The sequence below is a fragment of the Mycolicibacterium helvum genome, assembly GCF_010731895.1.
Classification (GTDB): Bacteria; Actinomycetota; Actinomycetes; order Mycobacteriales; family Mycobacteriaceae; genus Mycobacterium; species Mycobacterium helvum.
Genome location: NZ_AP022596.1, coordinates 2,506,481 through 2,525,048 on the forward strand (window position 1 = coordinate 2,506,481; position 18,568 = coordinate 2,525,048).

An 18,568-nucleotide genomic window follows, 5' to 3' on the forward strand; every position below is an offset into this window, starting at 1 on the left:
GAGCGCCCGTCCGTTCTGGCCGTCAGGGAGCTGACCAGCGCCCGCTAGCCAGAAAGGGCTCATCATGAAAATCGTCGTAATCGGTGGCACCGGCCTGGTCGGGTCGAAACTGGTGCGGGCTCTGTCCAGCCGCGGTCACGATGCCGTCGCAGCGGCTCCCTCGACCGGGCGCGCGGTGGCTGAATCGGCATTCCATCACTTCGCCGACTACAACTGGGATGTGGACTGCGGTGCACCGTCCTTCGTCACCGAGCCGCCCGGCACACAGATTCGCGAGGATCCGTCCCGATTGGCCATCTTCAAGGACTACGTCCGAAACGTCGCGGACTGGCTGCATCCGGGCACCCGCACCGATGTCAATGGGGGCGAGTTGACGCACGCGTCCCTGTCGTAGTCTGACGGTCGTAGTCTGGCGCTTCAAACACAGGAGGCGGCAATGGCCGACCACGAAGTCAAGATGATCATCCTGTCCACCGACGACCTGGATGAGTCGATCCGGTTCTACCGCGACACCCTGGGCATGGGACTTAAATTCAGCGACGGCACCCACTTCGCCGCGCTCGACGGCGGTCCCGTCACCCTCGCGCTGGCGACGGAAATCGACCACCCGATCCCCGGACAGGTCGTCGTCGGAATCAAGACCGCCGATGTCGACGCGGCGGCCAAGGCTGTCGAGGCGGCCGGCGGGGGCATCGTCAAGGGCCCGTACGACGACGCGCATGAGCGCCGCGCCGTGGTCTACGACCCCAAGGGCAACGGCCTGGTCTTCTACAGTCCGCTCGCACCCAAGTGAGTCGCGGCCGCAACGGGGTGCTTTCCGAGCGCGGTGACACGGCGCATCCGCAACGTGATGAACGGGTGCACCCGAACGGAGACGTCGCGTGAGCGAACTTCAAGACCGACAGGATGTTTCGGATCTGCTGATCCGCTACGCCACCGGTATCGACCGTAGGGACTGGGACCTGTTCCGGACCGTGTTCACCCCCGATTGCCAACTCGACTACGGCGAGATCGGGGTGTGGGACGGAGTCGAGGCGGTGACGGAATTCATGGACACCGTCCATGCGGGCCTCGGATATCTCATGCATCGCATCAGCAATATCGTGATCGATCTGCAGGGCGACGCAGCGGTCACCCGCTGCTATGTCGACGCGTGGATCATGGCTGCCGACAACAACTCTGGGGTGAACGCCAGGGGCTTCTATGACGACGAGATCGTGCGCACCGACGCCGGCTGGCGCATCGCGCGGCGTAAGTTCACCACCGTGCAGGTGGTGTACTGATGAGCGAAGACTTCTCGGCCAAGTATGGCCCGTGGGCGCTGATCGCCGGCGCCTCCGACGGTGTGGGTGCGGCCTTTGCCGACGCCCTGGCCGCGCGCGGCCTCAACGTGGTGTTACTCGCCCGCAGGCAAGCGGTGCTCGACGAGGTCGCGACGGATATCCGCAACCGGCATGGCGTCGAAACCCGAACGCTCGCGGTGGATCTCGCCGGGCCGGGCGCGGCGAGTGCGGTGGCCGATGCCACCGCGGACCTCGAGGTTGGGTTCCTGGTGTACTGCGCCGGCGCCGATCCGGACTTCCGGCCCTTCCTGGCCAACTCGATCGAGGCGGCCGAGGCGATGGTGCAACGCAATTGTGTGGTGCCGATGCAGCTGTCTCACCACTTCGCTGCGCCGATGGTCGCACGGGGCAGGGGTGGGATCGTGGTGTTCGGTTCCGGCGCGGGCTTCATCGGTGGCCCCAACATGGTGGCTTACGGTGCGTCCAAGGCCTTCGACATGGTATTCGCCGAAGCCCTGTGGAGTGAACTGCGCGACAAGGGCGTCGACGTTATCGGGCTGATCCTCGGCAAGACCGACACGCCCGCGCTGCGCAAGCTTGAACACCAACGCGGCACACTTGCCTCCGAGGACGAGTCGCCGTCCGACGCGGTACCGGTCAGCGACGTGATCGATGAAGCGTTCGCCAATCTGACGAACGGGCCCACGGTGCTTGTGGGTGAGCAGATGCGGGGCGTCGGGCAACTGTTGGCCTCGATGGACCGCAACGACGCGGCGCGGATGATGGCGGAGATGATCGCCACGGTGATGGGCGCCGACTGACTCCCGCAAGATCGCCGCTCTATGGTCGAACGGTGACGATCACCTATGACGACGTGCTGCGGGATCAGATCCGCGGGCACCTGGCCGGTCACAACCGCCGCGAGGTAGCCGACCCGACCAAGCGGCACGCCGCCGTCGCGGTGGTGTTAGTCGATTCGGAGACGGGTGAGGATCGGGTGGATCCGGCTCCCGTCGACGACTGGATCGCGGGCCGGCCGATGGAGCCGGGACTGGACGGGCGCATGATCGGTGTCTCCGGCGGGGCATCATTCCTGTTGTGCCGCAGGGCGTCTCGGTTGAGTGCGCATGCCGCGCAGTGGGCTCTCCCTGGTGGACGGCTGGATCCGGGTGAAACCGTGGTGGATGCGGCCTTGCGAGAACTCGATGAAGAGGTCGGCGTCCGGCTGCCCGAGTCGTCGGTGCTCGGCTTGCTCGACGACTATCCGACTCGCTCGGGCTACCTCATCACCCCGGTGGTGATCTGGGGTGGCGGGCGGCTGGACCCCCGGCCCGCCCCGGACGAGGTCGTCGCCGTCTACCGAGTCGGGCCACACCAGCTGCAGCGACCGGACTCGCCGCGATTCATCACCATTCCGGAAAGCCCTCGCCCGGTGGTGCAGATGCCGTTGGGCAACGACCTCATCCATGCGCCGACGGGTGCCGTGCTGCTGCAGCTGCGGTGGCTGTGCCTGGAAGGTCGCCACGATCCGGTCGACGAGCTCGAGCAGCCACTTTTCGCCTGGAAGTGAACCCCTCGAAAAACAAGTACCGCGCGGCCATGGTGGCCGCGCGGTACGTGGACAAGAGTTGTCAGGCGGGCGGGTAAACCCCCATGCCCTTGGCCTTCTCGGTCTGCCAGAAGATGTCGGAGATCTTGTCGATGGTGGCGAGCAGTTTCTCAGCCACCGCGGCGTCGGTCGACTTCTTGACGTCGCCGGCACCGTGCACGCCGTCCCAGAACAGCTGGTGAAGTTCGGGGAACTGCTCGAAGTGCTCCTTGGCGAAGAAGTCGGCCCACAGCACGGTCAGGTGATGCTTGACCTCCTCGGCGCGCTGCTCCTTGATGATGATGGCGCGCGTCCGGAAGTGCTCGTCGTCCGAGTCGTTGTACTTCTGGATGGTCTTGAGGCAGGACAGCGCCTCGATCTTGGCCTGGGCGGGGTCGTAGACGCCGCAATACAGGTCGCAATGGGCATGGGCAGGGGTGGCGTTGGCGAAAAGTCTCTGCAGCATGGCCCTAACTTACCCTTTCACCATGGGCGAAAACCATGGGCTCGGTTACTGGCCGCTGCGCCGGTTTCTGGTGGTCGAGGACTCCATGCACCCAACCCTTCGCCCAGGTGACGGGCTGTTGTCGGTTCGAGGCGGCAATCCCCGTCCGGGTCAGCTTCGGGTCTTTCCCGACCCCACGCTGTCGACCCGCTGGCTGGTGAAACGCGTCGGTGAGGTGCGGGGCCGCGGCCGCAGTGCGATGTTCCAGGCATGCTCGGATAATCCGCGGGCGCCCGGGGTCGTCGACTCGCGCCAATTCGGCTGGGTACCGGCGGCCGGCTCCTACCGGGTGGTGTGGACCGTCCGCGGAGGCTAACGGCGAGGTCAATGCCGGTGGGGTTTCGCGGGCGTGATCCCGAGGTACTCCCACCACGGTTCACTCCCGAGCCGAGATCAAGGCCAACCGAAAGAGAGGCCGCATCATGGGCTTATCAGACAAGATCAGCAACAAGGTCGAGGACGTCGCGGGCAAGGCCAAAGAGGGTGTTGGCAAGGCCACCGACGACAAGAGCACCGAGAACGAAGGCAAGCTCGATCAGGCCAAGTCGAACCTGAAAGACGCCGGCGAAAAGGTCAAAGACGCCTTCAAGCACTGAGGCCGAGTTGGCGATGGTCGGCGTTTCGCGTCGGCCATCGCTTGGCCTTTGCGCCGACGTAAGCCGTTGCGCAGCAGCGCCCCCCGACGGCACACTGCGGTGTGCCCATTGGACTGATCTGCGCGATCCCTCAAGAACTCACCCACCTGCGCACGCTGCTGTGCGATGCGGCGCCGGTACAGACAGCCCATACCGAATTCGTTATCGGAACGCTGGACGGCCATGACGTCGTGCTGGCCGGCTCCGGCATGGGGAAAGTCAACAGTGCGCTGGTCGCGACGGTGCTGGCAGACAGATTCAGTTGTGGCGCAATAGTTTTCTCAGGCGTGGCGGGCGGCCTCGACCCGGCCCTTGCAGTGGGTGACGTGGTGATCGCCGATCGGGTGATCCAGCATGACGCCGGACTGATCGAAGACGAAGGCCTGCAGACCTACCAGGCCGGGCATGTGCCGTTCATCAACCCGACCGACCGACTCGGCTACCGGGTTGATGACGACCTGCTGACACGGGTCATCGACCGGCTCGCAGATTTCACACTTCCCGCACTAACCGGTGCGGCCGGTGGCGCGGACCGGCCGGCGGAAATCAGGTTTGGCACGGTGTTGTCCGGGGACCAGTATCTGCACAGCGACCTGACCAGGGCGCGACTGCACCGCGACTTCGGCGGCCTTGCGGTCGAGATGGAGGGTGGCGCCGTGGCTCAGGTAGCCGAATCGTTCGGGGTGCCCTGGCTGGTCATCCGCGCACTGTCGGATCTGGCCGGACACGATTCCCGGTTCGACTTCCTCGCATTCGTCGACGAGGTGGCCGCGTCCTCGGTGGCGATCCTGCGTCGACTGCTACCCGTGCTCAGTCCATCCGCCCCGCATCGACCAGCCGGATAACCGCCACGCCTTCCTCATCGGAGGCACCCAGGTCCACCTCGACGTCGAATCCCCAATCATGGTCGCCGGCAGGGTCGTCGAGGATCTGCCGGACGCGCCACACCTCGGGCTGCCGGTCGATGATCAGCAATGCGGGGCCACGGGCGTCGGCGCCGATGCCCACATCGTCGTGCTCGGCGAAGTAGGCGTCGATAACATCCGCCCAGCGCTGCGCTGTCCACCCAGAGCCGCTGTCCAGCAGGCCGAGGTCATGCCAGCGGCGCCTGGCGAACAGCTCCACCCTGCGGAACAGTGCGTTGCGGACCATCGCGGTGAACGCCCGTTCGTTGCCGGTCAACGGGCGTGGGCGGGTCGGCACCGAGACCGGGACATCCTGCGTCTGATCTGGGTTGGTGAGCTGTTCCCATTCGTCGAGCAGGCTCGAATCAACCTGGCGGACAAGCTCTCCGAGCCACTCGACGATGTCGGTGACCTCGTCGGTGCGGGCGGCGGCAGGCACACCGGACCGCAGCGCCTTGAAAGCGTCGGACAGATAGCGCAGCACCGCTCCTTCGGAGCGGGTCAGCCCGTAGACGCTGACGAATTCCTTGAAGGTGAACGCGCGCTCCCACATCTCGCGCACGACGGCCTTCGGGGACAGTGTGGCGTCGGCAGCCCATGGGTTGCTCTGCAGGTAGACCTCGTAGGTGTGCTGCAGCAGTTCGTCGAGGGGTTTGGGGTAGGTGACGTCGTCGAGCAGCTCGATGCGTTCGTCGTACTCGATACCCTCGGCCTTCATCGCGGCCACGGCCTCCCCCCTGGCCTTGTTCAACTGGGCCGCCAGGATCTGGCGGGGATCCTCCAGGGTCGCCTCGATCACCGAAACCACGTCCAGTGCATACGTTTCCGATGCTACGTCGAGCACATCGATCGCTGCGAGGGCGAACGTCGACAACGGTTGGTTGAGGGCGAAGTCGGCAGGCAGGTCGACGGTCAAGCGGTAACGGCGGCCGTTGGCCTCGGCCTCGTCGAGCCGTTCCAGCACCCCGGCCTGCAGCAACGAGCGGGCTATGCCAACCGCCTCGCGGATGTGCTGGAGTTGGCGCTTGCGTGGCTCGTGATTCTCGGTGAGTAGCCGGCGCATCGCGAGAAACGGGTCGCCGGGACGATCGACGACGTCGAGGATCATCGCCGTCGAGATCCGCATATTGCTGGTCAGCGGCTCGGGTGAAGCCGTGACCAACCTATCCAGTGTCGACTCGCTCCACGGCACCATGCCCTCGGGTGCCTTGCGGCGCACTAGTTTTCGGAGCTTCTTTTTGTCGTCGGCGGCCTTGGCGAACTGTTTGAGATTCTCCACCTCGTGGTCGGGTGCCTGCACGACGACGGTTCCGGCGGTGTCGTAGCCCGCCCGCCCGGCCCTACCGGCGATCTGGTGGAACTCGCGGGCGTTGAGCAGCCGGGTGCGGGTGCCGTCGTACTTCGACAACGCCGAGAAGACGACGGTCCGGATCGGTACGTTGATCCCGACACCCAGGGTGTCGGTGCCGCAGATGACCTTCAGCAGGCCGGCTTGCGCCAGCTGCTCCACCAGCCGCCGGTACTTGGGCAGCATGCCCGCGTGGTGGACGCCGATCCCGTGCCGGACCAGTCGAGACAAAGTCGAACCAAAGGTCGTCGAGAAGCGGAAGCCGCCGATCAGATCGGCGATCGCTGACTTCTCCTCCTTGGTGCTCACGTTGACACTCATCAGCGCCTGCGCGCGTTCCAGCGCCGAAGCCTGGGTGAAGTGGACGACGTAGATCGGTGCCCGTTTGGTGTCGAGCAGGTCGCCGATCGTCTCGTGCATCGGTGTGGTCGCGTAGCTGTAATACAGCGGCACCGGGCGTTCGGCGTTGGCGACCAGTTCCGTCGGCCGACCGGTGCGCCGCGTCAGGTCCTCGCGCAGGAACGTGACATCGCCGAGCGTGGCCGACATCAGGAGGAACTGCGCGTGCGGCAGTTCCAGCAGCGGCACCTGCCAGGCCCAGCCGCGGTCGGGGTCGCCGTAGAAGTGGAACTCGTCCATGACCACCAGGCCGATGTCCGCATCGGCGCCCTCGCGCAGCGCGATGTTGGCCAGGATCTCAGCGGTGCAGGCGATGACCGGAGCGCCGGCGTTGACTGCGGCGTCGCCGGTCAACATGCCGACGTTGGCCGCACCGAAGACGTCGCAGAGCGCAAAGAACTTTTCGCTGACGAGCGCCTTGATCGGGGCGGTGTAGTAGCTGCGGCTCGCTGCAGTCAGCCCCGCGTAAATCGCACCGGTGGCCACCAGCGACTTGCCCGAGCCGGTCGGCGTCGCCAGCACCACATTCGCGCCGCTGATCAGTTCGATCAGCGCTTCCTCTTGCGCCGGGTACAGCTCGGTGCCGCGGGCCTGCGCCCATGCCGCGAACGAGGCGAACACCGCGTCGGGATCGTCACGCAATGCGCGCAGGGTCGACAGGTCGCTCGGACTCGTGGGCATAGGTATGCCCGATAGGTTACCGGCGCGATGCGGGCCCGGTCATCGTCGCCAGGGCCGGCTGCCTCAAGCAACCGGCGGGCGCCGGACTACTGCGGATGGGTCGCCAGATAGTCGCCGACCGGGATGGGCGCATCGGCGACGTAGCCGATCGGCAGGACGACGTCACCGTCGACGGTGACGCAGTACACGTCCCAGCGGTAGAAACCGGCGAACGAGGCGGGGTCGGCCAGCACCGCCGCGTAGTCCTTGACGGCCGCCACGTATGCGTCGGAGTGGTTGTATCGGTAGATCGCGTGATCGGGATCGGTGGTGAAGCCGTTGGCGGCCAGGTAGCGGCCGGCGGCCATGATGCTGTCGCGGGGTGAGCGGATGTCCCCGCCCTCGCTGTACCCGGCGAACGTCGACGGCAGGAATTGCATGGGGCCGTCCGCTCCTGCGGTGCTCAGGCCGACGATGCTGCCGAGACGGGTCTCGACCAGGTTGATCGCGGCCAGGTAGTTCCAACCGACGCCGCTGGCCGCCTCAGCCTCGTGGTAATAGCCGAGCAGCTCGTCAGCCGGGGCCGGCGCCACGATGCGCCAGGCCGGCAACGTGTCCCGCACGTGGGCCATCGAGGCGAGCTGCCGCCGTGCGTCGACGTTGCGGTCGTACGCCTCGACTAGTTCCGCTGGGATCTTCGGGCGGATGGTGCCGTCCCATTCGGGGTGTCGGCCGATGGCGCGGTAGGCCACCTGCTGGCGGCGGGCTGCGGCAACCAGCGCGGGCTCCGGCGTCGACGGGTCGCGGATGGCCAGCTCGTCGGCGACCAGGTCATCGGCCAGCTGCGCCGGGTCGGGCGCCAGCCGGGGTTGCGCACCGGCGGGAGCTGCGTCGGCCGGTGCCGTCGGTGAGTCCAGCGCCACCGCGGGCATCGACGAAGCGGGTGCATGAGACGCGGATGTGGCCGACGGCGGTGCGGGGGAGGGTGCGCACGCGGCGACGGCCAGCATGACCGTCGCCGGCACGAGGGTCCGGAGTCGGGTGCGCATCGCTGCAGTCTGTCCTACTGCGACGACGAGGACAACGAATTCGGGATGCGATGATGGACAGATCATGCGGATGGATCTCACCTTCGTCGCGGCCGGCATGTTGGCCGTGGCCACGACAGCGACGGTGGTACTCGGCGCGGCCGGAGAATCAGCCCAGAACCTACGAATCACGTTGGCCGACAACACCATCACCGTCGATCCACCTTCAGTCGCGGCCGGTGATGGGTCGCTGACCGACGGTCAGGTCCTGACCCCGTTCGACGTGCAGAACCCCGCCGTCGGCCGCCTCGATCCGCAACTGCTCACCGCGATCCAGCAGGCGGCCACCGCGGCCGCGGCCGACGGCATCACCATGACCGTCACGTCCGGATGGCGTTCACCGGAGTTCCAGCAACGCCTGCTCGACAGCGCCGTTGCCCAGTACGGCAGCCTGGCTGCCGCCCGGCAGTACGTGCAGACTCCTGAGGCGTCCAAACATGTCATCGGCCAGGCAGTCGACGTCGGCGGTGTGGGCGCTGACCAGTGGCTGATCGCCAACGGCGCGCGGTTCGGGCTGTGCCGGATCTACGCCAACGAGCTGTGGCACTTCGAGCTGGCCACCGACCCGGCGGGTAACTGCCCGCCGCTGCTGCCGAACGCCGCGGGCTGAGCAGATCCGCCCGATCGGGCCCGGCTGTCGGTCGCGCGTAGTTTGATCGGGACCATGAGGAGTCTGGACGAAATCCGCGATGCGCTGGAGGCCTGTTACACGTCGATCGAAGGTCTGTGCGATGAGCTGAGTGATGCTGAGTGGGAGGCGCAGTCGCTGTGTCCGGAGTGGGACATGCGCGAGGTGGTTCAGCATGTGGTCAGCATCGAAGCCGTCATGGCTGGTTGGTTGCCGCACGACGACAGCACTCCGCCACCGTTCGAGCGGGCCGCGGAGTTTCTGGCGGGGACTGACGATCCGGCGGTTCTGGTCGAGAAGGTGCGCGCGGTCTTCGCTGAGCGTCGACGGGATCTGGCCGCGCTGAGTGACGCTGATCTGGACCGGCCGTCGTGGATGCCGGTCGGTCCCGGCACTTACGGGCGGTTCCTGGAGATCCGGGTGTTCGATTTCTGGGTGCACGTGCGTGATATCACGATTCCGCTGGGGCGCCTGACCAACGATGGTGGCGTCCCGGCGGAGATGGCGCTGGCACAGGTGGAGAGTTCCATCGGTTATATCGCCGGCAAGAAGGTGGGTGTGCCCGAGGGCAGCAGCATCGCTTTCCGCCTGACGGGGCCGGTCGTTCGGGAGATCGACGTCGCGGTCAACGGACGCGCCAAACAGGTTGACCACCTGGACGATCCGGATGCCACGCTGATCGCGGACTCGACGACGTTCATCATGCTGACCTGTGGGCGTATCGATCCGCAGGCGCAGATCGACTCGGGTGCGGTCAGCTGGACCGGCGACGCTGAGTTGGGTGAGCGTGCGGCCCGCAACTTGAGGTTCACGATGTGAGCGGGCGGCCGGAGTGCGTCGATTTTCATTTCGACGTGATGTGCCCGTATGCGTATCAGACGTCGCGGTGGATGTGTGAGGTGCGGGACCGGACCGGTCTGGTGGTGAATTGGCGGTTTTTCAGCCTCGAGGAGGTCAACCGCCAGGAGGGCAAGAAGCATCCGTGGGAGCGCGAGTGGTCCTATGGCTGGTCGATGATGCGGATCGGGGCGCTGTTGCGCCGCCAGTCGATGGCGGATGTGGAGGCGTGGTATCAGCGGGCCGGTCGGGCCTTGCATGTCGAGGGGCACAAGCCGCACGAGCCGGCGGTGGCCCGGCATCTGCTCGAGGAGCTCGGTTTCGATCCGGGGTTGGTGGATCAGGCGATCGCCGATCCCAGCACCGGCGATGAGGTGCTCGCCGATCACCAACGGGTGGTGGCCGCTGATGGCTATGGCGTGCCGACGCTCTTCTTCCCCGACGGGCAGTGTTTGTTCGGCCCGGTGCTCATCGACCCGCCGACCGGGGAGGCGGCGCTGCGGTTGTGGGACGCCGTCGTCGCGTGGACAGAATTCCCACATCTCTACGAGCTTCAGCGGCCCAAGACATCTGCCGACGAGCAGGCGATCGCCGAGACGTTCCGGCCGTATCTCGAGGCACGTGACTGGGTGTCGATCAACCGCGGCGAGGTCATCAGCTTCGGGGACTAGGGATGCTCGAATTCGGTTCTGCGGATTGGCTTTATCCCCAGTCTCGGGTTCATCCCCAGATTGGCCTCGCGGTCACTTTCTGTCGGCGCTGGAGCGTAATGTTTCGAACATGAGTTCGATCGACGGACTTCTGGACACGCTCGACGAGGTCGTCGCGTCCCTTGCCGCGGTCGATTTCGATACCTTGCCTGCGCCGAAGCGGTTCGCGGTATTGGAGCGGTTGGAGAATGCGCGACGCCTGCAGGTGGCGGTGTCTCATGCCGGGGTGGCCCGGTTGGAGCGGTTCGAAGGCTGCCCACCCATCGGAATCACCTTGGCCGATGTGTTGCGGATCAGTCCGCGGGAGGCCAAGCGGCGCATCCGGGACGCCGAACAACTCGCACCGCGGACCACCTTGACCGGTGAACCGCTTCCGCCGCTGCTGCCGGAAACATCTCAGGCGTGGCATGACGGGCAGCTTGATGGTGAGCATCTGCGGGTGATCCAGAAGTTTTTCCGTGACCTGCCCGACCACGTCCCACCGGCCGAGGTGGACAAGGCCGAACGCTCGCTGGCCGAGCACGCGGTGAATCTGCGCCCGGATCAATTAGACAAGGTCGCCCACCGGTTGACGCTGCATCTCAACCCGGACGGCACGTTCTCCGATGAGGATCGTGCCCGCAAGCGCGGATTCGTGTGGTGCGGCGGCCAACAGATAGACGGCATGAGCGTCGGCCGGCTGATCGCCGACCCGGAACTACGCTCGGAGCTGGACGCCTGGTTCGCGAAATTCGCCGCCCCGGGCGTGTGCAACCCCGCAGATGAGTCGCCGACGATGACCCCCTCTGAGCAAGTCGCCGAACGCGATCTGCGCAGCCATGGCCAGCGCCAGCACGACGCGTTGACGGCGTTGGTGCGCGGCCAGCTGGGGGATCCGAAGTTCGGTCAGCACAAGGGGTTACCGGTGACGGTGATCGCCACCGCCACCGTCCAAGACCTGCAAGCCAAGGCCGGGCATGCGGTCACCGCCGGCGGCACCCTGTTGCCGATCCCGGACCTGATTCGGATGGCCGCCCACGCCTATCACTACCTGGCCTTGTTCGACGGAGTGAACGGGCGGGCGTTGTGGCTGGGTCGCGATCGCCGGTTCGCCACCGCGGATCAGCGAATCATCCTGCACGCCAAGGATCGCGGATGTACCCGACCGGGCTGCGACGCCCCCGGCTACCACAGCGTGGTCCACCACGCCGCCCAAGACTGGAAAAACGGCGGCAAAACCGACATCAACGACCTCACCCTGGCCTGCCCACCCGACAACCAACTCGTCGAAACCGGCGGCTGGAACACCCGATTACTGCCCAACGGCCAAACTCAATGGATCCCACCACCAGGACTCCCCATGCTCAAAGGTGGCGTCAACGACTACCACCACCCAGTACGGCTTCTGCCCAAAGACGACGAAAGGGACTAAAGATCGTCCTCGTCGCTGTCGTCTTTTGATGGGTCGGACAACGACAACCGGAAGATCAATGACATCAACCACAAGATGAACACTGCTGAGAAGATGTCGAACCACTGGAACGGAAAGAACGCACCGTCGATCGAGAGCACCAGTACGGTCTCGGCCACCCCGAACACCGCCAGGAAGAGCCCGATGCGCCAGCGACTGAGTGTTCGATGTCGTTGCGTGCGGCGCAATTCCACCGCGAGCGTGAGCAAAAGCAGCGGCAGCACCTGGGCAAGGGTGGCCGCGGTCTTGCTATCCACCAACACGACAGTCACCGGGTGTGCCACGGGGGTGTCCTCCTGATCAATGGCAGTGTGCCACCGCGACACTGCGCCGCCCGGCATGATCAAGGTATGCGTGTCAACCGAATCATCGCCGACCTTGTGGTCCCCGATCTCGAAGCGGCGAAAGGCTTCTACACCGGCTACCTCGGGCTGGACGACGAAGAATTCAACCTCGGGTGGGTGGCTCGCTACACCAGCTGTGAGACCGGTGCGAACGTGCAGCTGCTTACCAGCGACGCGGCCGGGCCCGAGGCACCCGTCGTCTCGGTGCTGACCGATGATGTCGACGCGGCCTACGCCGAAGCCGTTGAGCGTGGCTATGAGATCGTCCACCCGTTGACGACGGAGTCGTGGGGCGTGCGGCGGTTCTTCGTTCGCGATCCGGGCGGCAACGTACTCAATGTCGTCGGTCACCCCGACTGAGCCCTAACCGGTGGGCGTCGCGCCCAGGACCCGCTGCAAGTCACCCTTCATGGCTTGGAGCTGAGCGCCCCAGTAGCCCCAGCTGTGGGTTCCGCTGGGCGGGAAATTGAACACCGCGTTGTGTCCGCCCGCGGCCAGGTATTTGCGCTGGAATTCTTTATTGGTATTCAGCGTGATGTTCTCCAGGTAACCGGCCGAGAACAATCCGCCGGCGTTGACATCGTCGCCGTAGTCGAGTTCGGATGGCGCACCCGTGCCGCAGTAGATCCACACCGCAGTGTTGTTGGCCACCAGCCTGGCGATGTTGACCATCGGGTCGTTGCGCTGCCAGGCCGGATCACTGCGCGGACCCCACATGTCCGTGGATCGGTACCCGCCGCCGTCCTTCATGGCCAAGCCGATCAGCGTCGGCCACAGACCCAGCGACGGATTGAGGAACCCGGACAGTGAACTGGCGAAGATGAATTGGTCGGGATGCCAGATCGCCAGCGTCAGGGCCGCGCTGCCCGACATCGACAGTCCGACGACCGCGTTGTTGATCGGGGTGATCGCTCTGTTGGTGGCCAGCCAGGTCGGCAACTCCTGCGTCAGAAAGGTTTCCCATTTGTAGGTCACCGTCCCGTTGGACCCGGCCGCGGGTTGGTACCAGTCGCTGTAGAAGCTGGACTGACCGCCGACCGGCATCACCAGCGACAGACCGGATTGGTAGTACCACTCGAAGGCCGCGGTATTGATATCCCAGCCACTCGCGTCATCGAGGGCTCGAAGGCCGTCCAACAGGTACACCGCGTGCGGGCCGCCGCCCTGGAACTGGACCCGGATGTTGCGGCCCATCGCCGGGGACGGCACGTCGAGTTGCTCCACCGGCAGGCCCTGCCGCGAGTATGCGGCGGCCGGTGCAGTCTGTCCGGTCAGCCCCACTACCCCGGGAGCCAGCATGACCGCCGTGGTGACGACCGCGAACCGCCGCACCCAACGGACCGCAGCGCGCACCGAGGTCATCACGTTCAGCAAGGTAGCAACGCAATGCCCCTCGGCCCGGCCTGGCACACCTGCCGTAATGCCTTTGTGATCAGACGAATTGGGGCCGGTGCATCAGGCAGCCCTGGCACGCACGCCCAATACCGGTTGCCGGCTCTCGCGATCGCAGAAGTCCGCCGCCCACGGCCAGCGGCCGCGGCCATCCGCCCAGACCAGTTGCAGCGCGCGAATGGGCCCATACAGGGCGACCGCGAAACCCATGTGCGCGTCGGGATGCTCGACCTCCACGACCTCCAGCATTGGACAGCCGCAGAGAGTGAACTGTTGGCCCGCGGTGAGCTGCACGCCCCGAAGAATGTGTTCGGCCGACCCGTCGAGCACCCGAAGGGCACGTTGCGGCGACACATTGGTGATCAGCAGCTCGGGCACGTCGTAGTCGCTCAACCCGATCGTGTACGCGAACGGCATCTGCGGGGATTCGACGTATTGCACCGTCCAGCCCCGCCGCAGAATCTTTCCGCGCACCTCGTCGAGGTAGTCGGTGACGGTGCTGCCCGGGTGATCGCAGATCCAGCACATGACGGTGCCCCTTTCGTCTGTCTTCAGCGGCTCATCGACACCATGCACCGAGGGTCCGACAAATCCTCGAACAGACGTTCGTCTGGTCAGCGAGAAACCCACGCACCGCCGTGCAGCACGTCGGCCACTGCCAGGCCGGCATCGAGCGTGACCAGGTCGGCCCGCGCGCCGAAGGCCAGTTCGGGGGAGGGAAGACCCAGGGCGCGAGCCGGATTCACCGAGGATTGGCGCACCGCGACCAACAACGCCTCGTCGCGGGGCAGTCCGCTGTGGGCGACCGCGAACCGGAACACCCGGTCCATCGTCGCGGTGCTGCCCGCGATGGTGGCGGTGCCCGCCAGGGTCGCGACGCCGTCGGCAACCTCGACGTCCATCCGCCCGATCCGATAGCGCCCGTCGCTCGCCCCGGCCGCAGCCATCGCGTCGGTGATCAACGACAGCCGGTCGGAGCCGGCGACCCGGGTCGCGTGCCGGTACAGGGCGGCGTCGACGTGCACTCCGTCGGCGATCAACTCCACGGTCACCCGCGGGTCCTCCAGCAGCGCGATCACCGGGCCGGGCTCACGGTGGTGGATCGGGCGCATCGCGTTGAACAGATGGGTCCCCACTGTGGCGCCCGCGGCGATCGCCGCCCGCGTCTGCTCGTAGGTCGCCTCGGTATGCCCGACTGCTGCCACCGCACCGGCAGCCACGACCTGCTCGATCGCCGCGATCCCGCCGAGCCGCTCCGGTGCCAGGGTGACCATCCGGATGGTCCCGCCACCTGTTTGCAACACGGTCTCGAGCTCACCGGGATCCGGATCGCGCAGCAGCACAGGATCGTGCGCCCCGCATCGTTCGGCCGCCAGCCACGGCCCCTCCAGATGGATACCGGCGAGCAGACCGCCGTGGACCTGGCCAGCCAACACCTCGACCTGATGCAGCAGGTCGGTGGGCCCGGCCGAGACCAGTGACGCGATCAGCGTGGTGGTGCCGCGGCGGCGATGCAGGTCGACGGCGGCCACCGTGTCGAATCGGGTCGCCGCAGAGAAATCCGACCCGCCACCCCCATGCACGTGGGTGTCGACGAAACCGGGCACCACGGTGTCCAGGTCACGGTCGGCTGGCCCGGGTGGTGCGCCGGCACCGACCGCTTGCACCGCGGTACCCGAGACCTCGATCCAGCCCGGCCGCAACAACTCTCGGCCGGTCAGCAGCGTCTGGGCGGTGAGCAGCACTCAGATTCCCTGCCACGCAGGCTTGGACAGGTAGGTTTCGCGGTAGTAATCGGCCAGTTGCAGTCGGCGCGCCGCGCCCCCGTCGAGCAGCACGGTGACGTGGTGGTGGTGCTGCAGGACGGTGGCCGGCCACATCGCGCTCACCGGCCCCTCGACGAGCTGGTGCACCGCTTCGGCTTTGGTGTGGCCGGTGGCCACCAGGATCACGTGGCGGGCTGCCATGATGGTGCCCAACCCCTGTGTCAAGCAGTGTGTCGGGACCCGGTCGACATCGCCGTCGAAGAAGCGAGCGTTGTCGATACGGGTCTGGCGCGTCAGCGTTTTGATCCTGGTGCGCGAGGCCAGGGACGAGCCGGGCTCGTTGAAACCGATGTGGCCGTCAGTACCGATCCCCAGGATCTGCAGGTCGATGCCGCCCGCCTCGTCGATCGCTTGTTCGTAGCTCGCACAGGCTGCTGGAATGTCGGCGGCCAGGCCGTCGGGACCGGCCACCGCGCCGGGGGCGAAGTCGACGCGTGAGACGAACGCGGCGTCAATCACATTGCGGTAGCGCTGGGGATGGTCGGCGGGTAGGCCGACGTACTCATCGAGGGTGAAGCCGCGGGCTTGACGAAAGGTGATCCGCCCCGCTTCGTATCGGTCCGCCAGTTCGTCGTAGATCGACAGCGGTGACGAACCGGTGGCGAGCCCCACAACCGCTGTCGGCTTGCGGGTCAGCAGCGCCTCGATCGCGTCGGCCGCAATGGTGCCGATCTGTTGCGCGTCGTCGGTGATAATGACTTCCATTGATCTAAGCCCTATTTGTTGGCTGTGAAAAGTGCTGAGCCAGCGGTGATTCCGGACCCTGTAGCGACCACCTCGTCAACGACGACATTACCTGGCTCGCGCTCGTCCACAACCACCACGGGAACAACAGGATTCAGGCCCGCCGCCACCACCGTCGGAACGTCATAGGTGATCACTGTCTGACCGGCGGCCACCGTGTCGCCCTCGGCGACGTGGGCGCTGAAGGCGGCGCCGTTCAGCGTCACCGTGTCCAGCCCGAGATGGACCAGAACACCGACGTTCTCACTCGTCACGATGATGTAGGCGTGCGGCATCAGCTTGAGTATGCGCCCGCTGACGGGTGCCACCGCGTCGATCACCTCACGTGGCGGATCGACCGCGGCGCCGTACCCCACCATGCCCTGTGCGAAAACCGGATCGGGCACGTCGGCGAGAGCGACGGCGCGCCCGGAAACCGGCGCGTGAACGGGTGTCGTGCTCACATCGACTCCTTGCTTGGTGATGGTCGTAGACAATAGAGACTCGGCGCACGCGGGCGTGGCGAAAACTTCGTCTCACATGCGAAGGTTTGTTTAAGCTTCGGCTGTGCTGCGACAAAGGGAGGTCGTCCCGTCATGAGCGAAACCACCAAAGATTCAGGGGCACAGCAAAAGTCGGGATTGCGTATACCGGGCTTCGCGCAGCTGCAACGGCTCGGCAAGAGTTTGATGCTGCCGATCGCCGTCCTTCCGGCGGCGGGCATCCTGCTGCGGCTGGGCCAGGACGACCTGCTTGGCCGGATCAAGGCGCCGGTGATCGGGCCATTCTTCCAGGCGATGAGCGCTGCCGGTGGGGCGCTGTTCGACAACCTGCCGCTGCTGTTCGCCATCGGCGTGGCGATCGGCTTCGCCCGCAAGGCCGATGGCTCGACCGCGCTGTCGGCCGCCGTCGGCTACCTGGTGATGCAGGCGGTCTTCAAGACGATGTCGCCGTTCGTGCTCGCCGGTCAGCTCAACAAGGCCGGTGAACAGGCGCAGATCGACTACAAGGTTTTCGGCGGGATTGTCGTCGGCCTGCTCACCGCATGGCTCTTCGACCGCTACCACACCATTGCGCTGCCGTCGTATCTCGGTTTCTTCGGGGGTCGGCGTTTCGTGCCGATCGTGGTGTCGGTGGCGTCGCTGTTCCTGGCATTCGCGCTGAGCTACTTCTATCCGGTGTTCGATGCAGGCCTGACTGGCCTCGGCAAGTTCATCACCGGTGCCGGCGCGCTCGGCGCTTTCGTCTACGGATTCGCCAACCGCATGCTGATACCGCTTGGCTTGCACCACATTCCGAACTCCTACATCTGGTTCCTCTACGGTGACTATCAATCGCCGAGTGGCAAGCTTGTTACCGGTGACATCCCGCGCTTCACCGCGGGTGACCCGACCGGCGGTGCGTACACGGCGGGCTTCTACCCGATTCTGATGTTCGGCCTGCCTGCCGCGGCGCTGGCGATGATCCACGTCGCGAACAAGAAGCAGCGCAAGGTCGCGGTCGGCATTCTGGCCGCTGCCGCGCTGACCGCGTTCCTGACCGGCGTGACCGAACCGCTGGAATTCGCCTTCATGTTCGTGGCGTTCCCGCTCTACGTCGTGCACGCCGTGCTGACGGGATTGTCGCTGGCCATCGCCTACTTGCTCGACATCCATCTCGGGTTCTCGTTCTCAGCGGGCCTGATCGACCTGGTGCTCTACGGCAATGCGCCCGCGGCAAAGAACGTCCCGCTGTTGATCGCGATGGGGCTGGTCTACTTCGTGGTGTATTACCTGCTGTTCCGGTTCGTGATCACCAAGTGGAACATGCGAACCCCCGGACGCGAGCCCGACGCGGAGTTCGACGCCGAACAGCGGGCCAACCTCAGCGAGGGCGCGGAATCGGCTACGGCGGTCGACGCGGAAGGCGCCGTCGGCGCCCTCAAGGCTGCCCCGGTCGCCGTCGACAGCAAGGCCGAACAACTTATCGCGGCCTTCGGTGGCCGGGAGAACCTACGCAACGTTGACGCCTGCATTACCCGCCTGCGCATGGAGGTGGTCGACACCAGCAGAGTCGATCAGGGCCGGCTACGCCTACTGGGCGCCGCCGGTGTGATCGAAATCGGCGACAGTGTGCAGGCTGTATTCGGCACGCAAGCCGAGGCGCTCAAGAACGAGATCACCGACGCGCTATAGAAACGGCCGAGTTTCGCATCCTCGCGGCCAGATCGCGCAAAGGAAACGCATAGGCTTCGAAGCTTTATCGATC

At 65.8% G+C, this 18,568-nt stretch carries 22 protein-coding genes and 2 pseudogenes; 15 read left to right on the forward strand and 9 right to left on the reverse strand.

The annotated features are described in order from the left end of the window. Positions 1-64: 64 nt before the first annotated feature. From G6N38_RS31180 to G6N38_RS11630, 6 genes and pseudogenes are all read left to right on the forward strand, one after another. Positions 65-121 (forward strand): annotated as a pseudogene (locus G6N38_RS31180) (hypothetical protein); the annotation flags it as partial. Positions 122-166: 45 nt separating this feature from the next. Then, positions 167-394 (forward strand): annotated as a pseudogene (locus tag G6N38_RS11610) (hypothetical protein); the annotation flags it as partial. Between the two features lie 42 nt (positions 395-436). Continuing rightward, on the forward strand, positions 437-793 hold the full coding sequence (locus tag G6N38_RS11615) for a VOC family protein (RefSeq protein ID WP_163747659.1): 357 nt from the start codon (positions 437-439) through the stop codon (positions 791-793). Between the two features lie 88 nt (positions 794-881). Continuing rightward, positions 882-1,283, forward strand: coding sequence for a nuclear transport factor 2 family protein (locus G6N38_RS11620; RefSeq protein WP_163747660.1), 402 nt, complete (start codon positions 882-884; stop codon positions 1,281-1,283). Beyond that, on the forward strand, positions 1,283-2,104 hold the full coding sequence (locus tag G6N38_RS11625; RefSeq protein ID WP_163747661.1) for an SDR family NAD(P)-dependent oxidoreductase: 822 nt from the start codon (positions 1,283-1,285) through the stop codon (positions 2,102-2,104). The genes G6N38_RS11620 and G6N38_RS11625 overlap by 1 nt, the downstream gene beginning before the upstream one ends. 32 nt (positions 2,105-2,136) lie before the next feature. Then, the gene (locus tag G6N38_RS11630; protein WP_163747662.1) at positions 2,137-2,853 is read left to right on the forward strand and encodes an NUDIX hydrolase; all 717 of its coding nucleotides are present in this window, start codon (positions 2,137-2,139) and stop codon (positions 2,851-2,853) included. A gap of 61 nt (positions 2,854-2,914) precedes the next feature. Here G6N38_RS11630 and sodN read toward each other — a convergent pair whose 3' ends face one another. Next, positions 2,915-3,337: a superoxide dismutase, Ni gene (sodN, locus tag G6N38_RS11635; RefSeq protein WP_163747663.1), complete on the reverse strand. Its 423-nt coding sequence runs from the start codon at positions 3,335-3,337 to the stop codon at positions 2,915-2,917. An 85-nt stretch (positions 3,338-3,422) separates the two neighbouring features. On the opposite strand from sodN, the gene G6N38_RS11640 reads away from it, so the two are divergent. From G6N38_RS11640 to G6N38_RS11650, 3 genes are all read left to right on the forward strand, one after another. Continuing rightward, positions 3,423-3,692 carry a S26 family signal peptidase gene (locus tag G6N38_RS11640; RefSeq protein ID WP_179968555.1) on the forward strand — a complete coding sequence of 90 codons (270 nt, stop codon included), beginning with the start codon at positions 3,423-3,425 and terminating at the stop codon, positions 3,690-3,692. A 106-nt stretch (positions 3,693-3,798) separates the two neighbouring features. Further along, positions 3,799-3,972, forward strand: a complete 174-nt coding sequence (locus tag G6N38_RS11645; RefSeq protein WP_163747664.1) for a CsbD family protein — start codon at positions 3,799-3,801, stop codon at positions 3,970-3,972. Positions 3,973-4,073: 101 nt separating this feature from the next. Next, the gene (locus G6N38_RS11650) at positions 4,074-4,856 is read left to right on the forward strand and encodes a 5'-methylthioadenosine/adenosylhomocysteine nucleosidase (RefSeq protein WP_163747665.1); all 783 of its coding nucleotides are present in this window, start codon (positions 4,074-4,076) and stop codon (positions 4,854-4,856) included. Here G6N38_RS11650 and G6N38_RS11655 read toward each other — a convergent pair. Further along, positions 4,822-7,344, reverse strand: a complete 2,523-nt coding sequence (locus G6N38_RS11655) for a DEAD/DEAH box helicase (protein ID WP_163747666.1) — start codon at positions 7,342-7,344, stop codon at positions 4,822-4,824. The genes G6N38_RS11650 and G6N38_RS11655 overlap by 35 nt on opposite strands. 86 nt (positions 7,345-7,430) lie before the next feature. After that, positions 7,431-8,372: a lytic transglycosylase domain-containing protein gene (locus G6N38_RS11660; RefSeq protein ID WP_163747667.1), complete on the reverse strand. Its 942-nt coding sequence runs from the start codon at positions 8,370-8,372 to the stop codon at positions 7,431-7,433. A 64-nt stretch (positions 8,373-8,436) separates the two neighbouring features. On the opposite strand from G6N38_RS11660, the gene G6N38_RS11665 reads away from it, so the two are divergent. The 4 genes from G6N38_RS11665 to G6N38_RS11680 all read left to right on the forward strand — a co-directional run bounded on the left by G6N38_RS11665 (position 8,437) and on the right by G6N38_RS11680 (position 11,997). Next, complete coding sequence (locus tag G6N38_RS11665; protein WP_163747668.1) at positions 8,437-9,021, forward strand: M15 family metallopeptidase; 585 nt, start codon at positions 8,437-8,439, stop codon at positions 9,019-9,021. Positions 9,022-9,075: 54 nt separating this feature from the next. After that, positions 9,076-9,858: a maleylpyruvate isomerase family mycothiol-dependent enzyme gene (locus tag G6N38_RS11670; RefSeq protein ID WP_163747669.1), complete on the forward strand. Its 783-nt coding sequence runs from the start codon at positions 9,076-9,078 to the stop codon at positions 9,856-9,858. A gap of 38 nt (positions 9,859-9,896) precedes the next feature. Beyond that, a complete protein-coding gene (locus G6N38_RS11675; protein WP_246227998.1) occupies positions 9,897-10,547 on the forward strand; it encodes a mycothiol-dependent nitroreductase Rv2466c family protein in 651 nt (216 codons plus the stop codon). Positions 10,548-10,656: 109 nt separating this feature from the next. Further along, the gene (locus tag G6N38_RS11680) at positions 10,657-11,997 is read left to right on the forward strand and encodes an HNH endonuclease signature motif containing protein (RefSeq protein ID WP_163747671.1); all 1,341 of its coding nucleotides are present in this window, start codon (positions 10,657-10,659) and stop codon (positions 11,995-11,997) included. On the opposite strand, the gene G6N38_RS11685 is transcribed toward G6N38_RS11680, so the two are convergent. Continuing rightward, entirely contained in the window at positions 11,994-12,320 is a 327-nt protein-coding gene (locus G6N38_RS11685; protein ID WP_163747672.1) for a hypothetical protein, read from the reverse strand. The two genes, G6N38_RS11680 and G6N38_RS11685, sit on opposite strands and share 4 nt — an antisense overlap. Positions 12,321-12,386: 66 nt before the next feature. Here G6N38_RS11685 and G6N38_RS11690 point away from each other — a divergent pair, with 66 nt between their 5' ends. Then, on the forward strand, positions 12,387-12,740 hold the full coding sequence (locus G6N38_RS11690) for a VOC family protein (protein ID WP_163747673.1): 354 nt from the start codon (positions 12,387-12,389) through the stop codon (positions 12,738-12,740). Positions 12,741-12,743: 3 nt separating this feature from the next. Here G6N38_RS11690 and G6N38_RS11695 read toward each other — a convergent pair whose 3' ends face one another. The 5 genes from G6N38_RS11695 to G6N38_RS11715 form a co-directional block, all read right to left on the reverse strand. Continuing rightward, positions 12,744-13,679, reverse strand: a complete 936-nt coding sequence (locus tag G6N38_RS11695) for an esterase family protein (RefSeq protein WP_281357911.1) — start codon at positions 13,677-13,679, stop codon at positions 12,744-12,746. Between the two features lie 156 nt (positions 13,680-13,835). After that, the gene (locus G6N38_RS11700; RefSeq protein ID WP_322790567.1) at positions 13,836-14,348 is read right to left on the reverse strand and encodes a DUF4262 domain-containing protein; all 513 of its coding nucleotides are present in this window, start codon (positions 14,346-14,348) and stop codon (positions 13,836-13,838) included. A 38-nt stretch (positions 14,349-14,386) separates the two neighbouring features. Continuing rightward, positions 14,387-15,517 (reverse strand): N-acetylglucosamine-6-phosphate deacetylase, encoded by a 1,131-nt coding sequence (gene nagA / locus G6N38_RS11705; RefSeq protein ID WP_163747674.1) that lies wholly within the window; start codon positions 15,515-15,517, stop codon positions 14,387-14,389. Beyond that, positions 15,518-16,303 carry a glucosamine-6-phosphate deaminase gene (nagB, locus tag G6N38_RS11710; protein ID WP_163747675.1) on the reverse strand — a complete coding sequence of 262 codons (786 nt, stop codon included), beginning with the start codon at positions 16,301-16,303 and terminating at the stop codon, positions 15,518-15,520. Positions 16,304-16,314: 11 nt separating this feature from the next. Then, entirely contained in the window at positions 16,315-16,785 is a 471-nt protein-coding gene (locus G6N38_RS11715) for a PTS sugar transporter subunit IIA (protein WP_163747676.1), read from the reverse strand. A 132-nt stretch (positions 16,786-16,917) separates the two neighbouring features. Between G6N38_RS11715 and G6N38_RS11720 the strand changes: the two genes are divergently transcribed. Further along, entirely contained in the window at positions 16,918-18,495 is a 1,578-nt protein-coding gene (locus G6N38_RS11720) for a PTS transporter subunit EIIC (protein ID WP_163747677.1), read from the forward strand. The last annotated feature ends 73 nt before the right edge of the window (positions 18,496-18,568 follow it).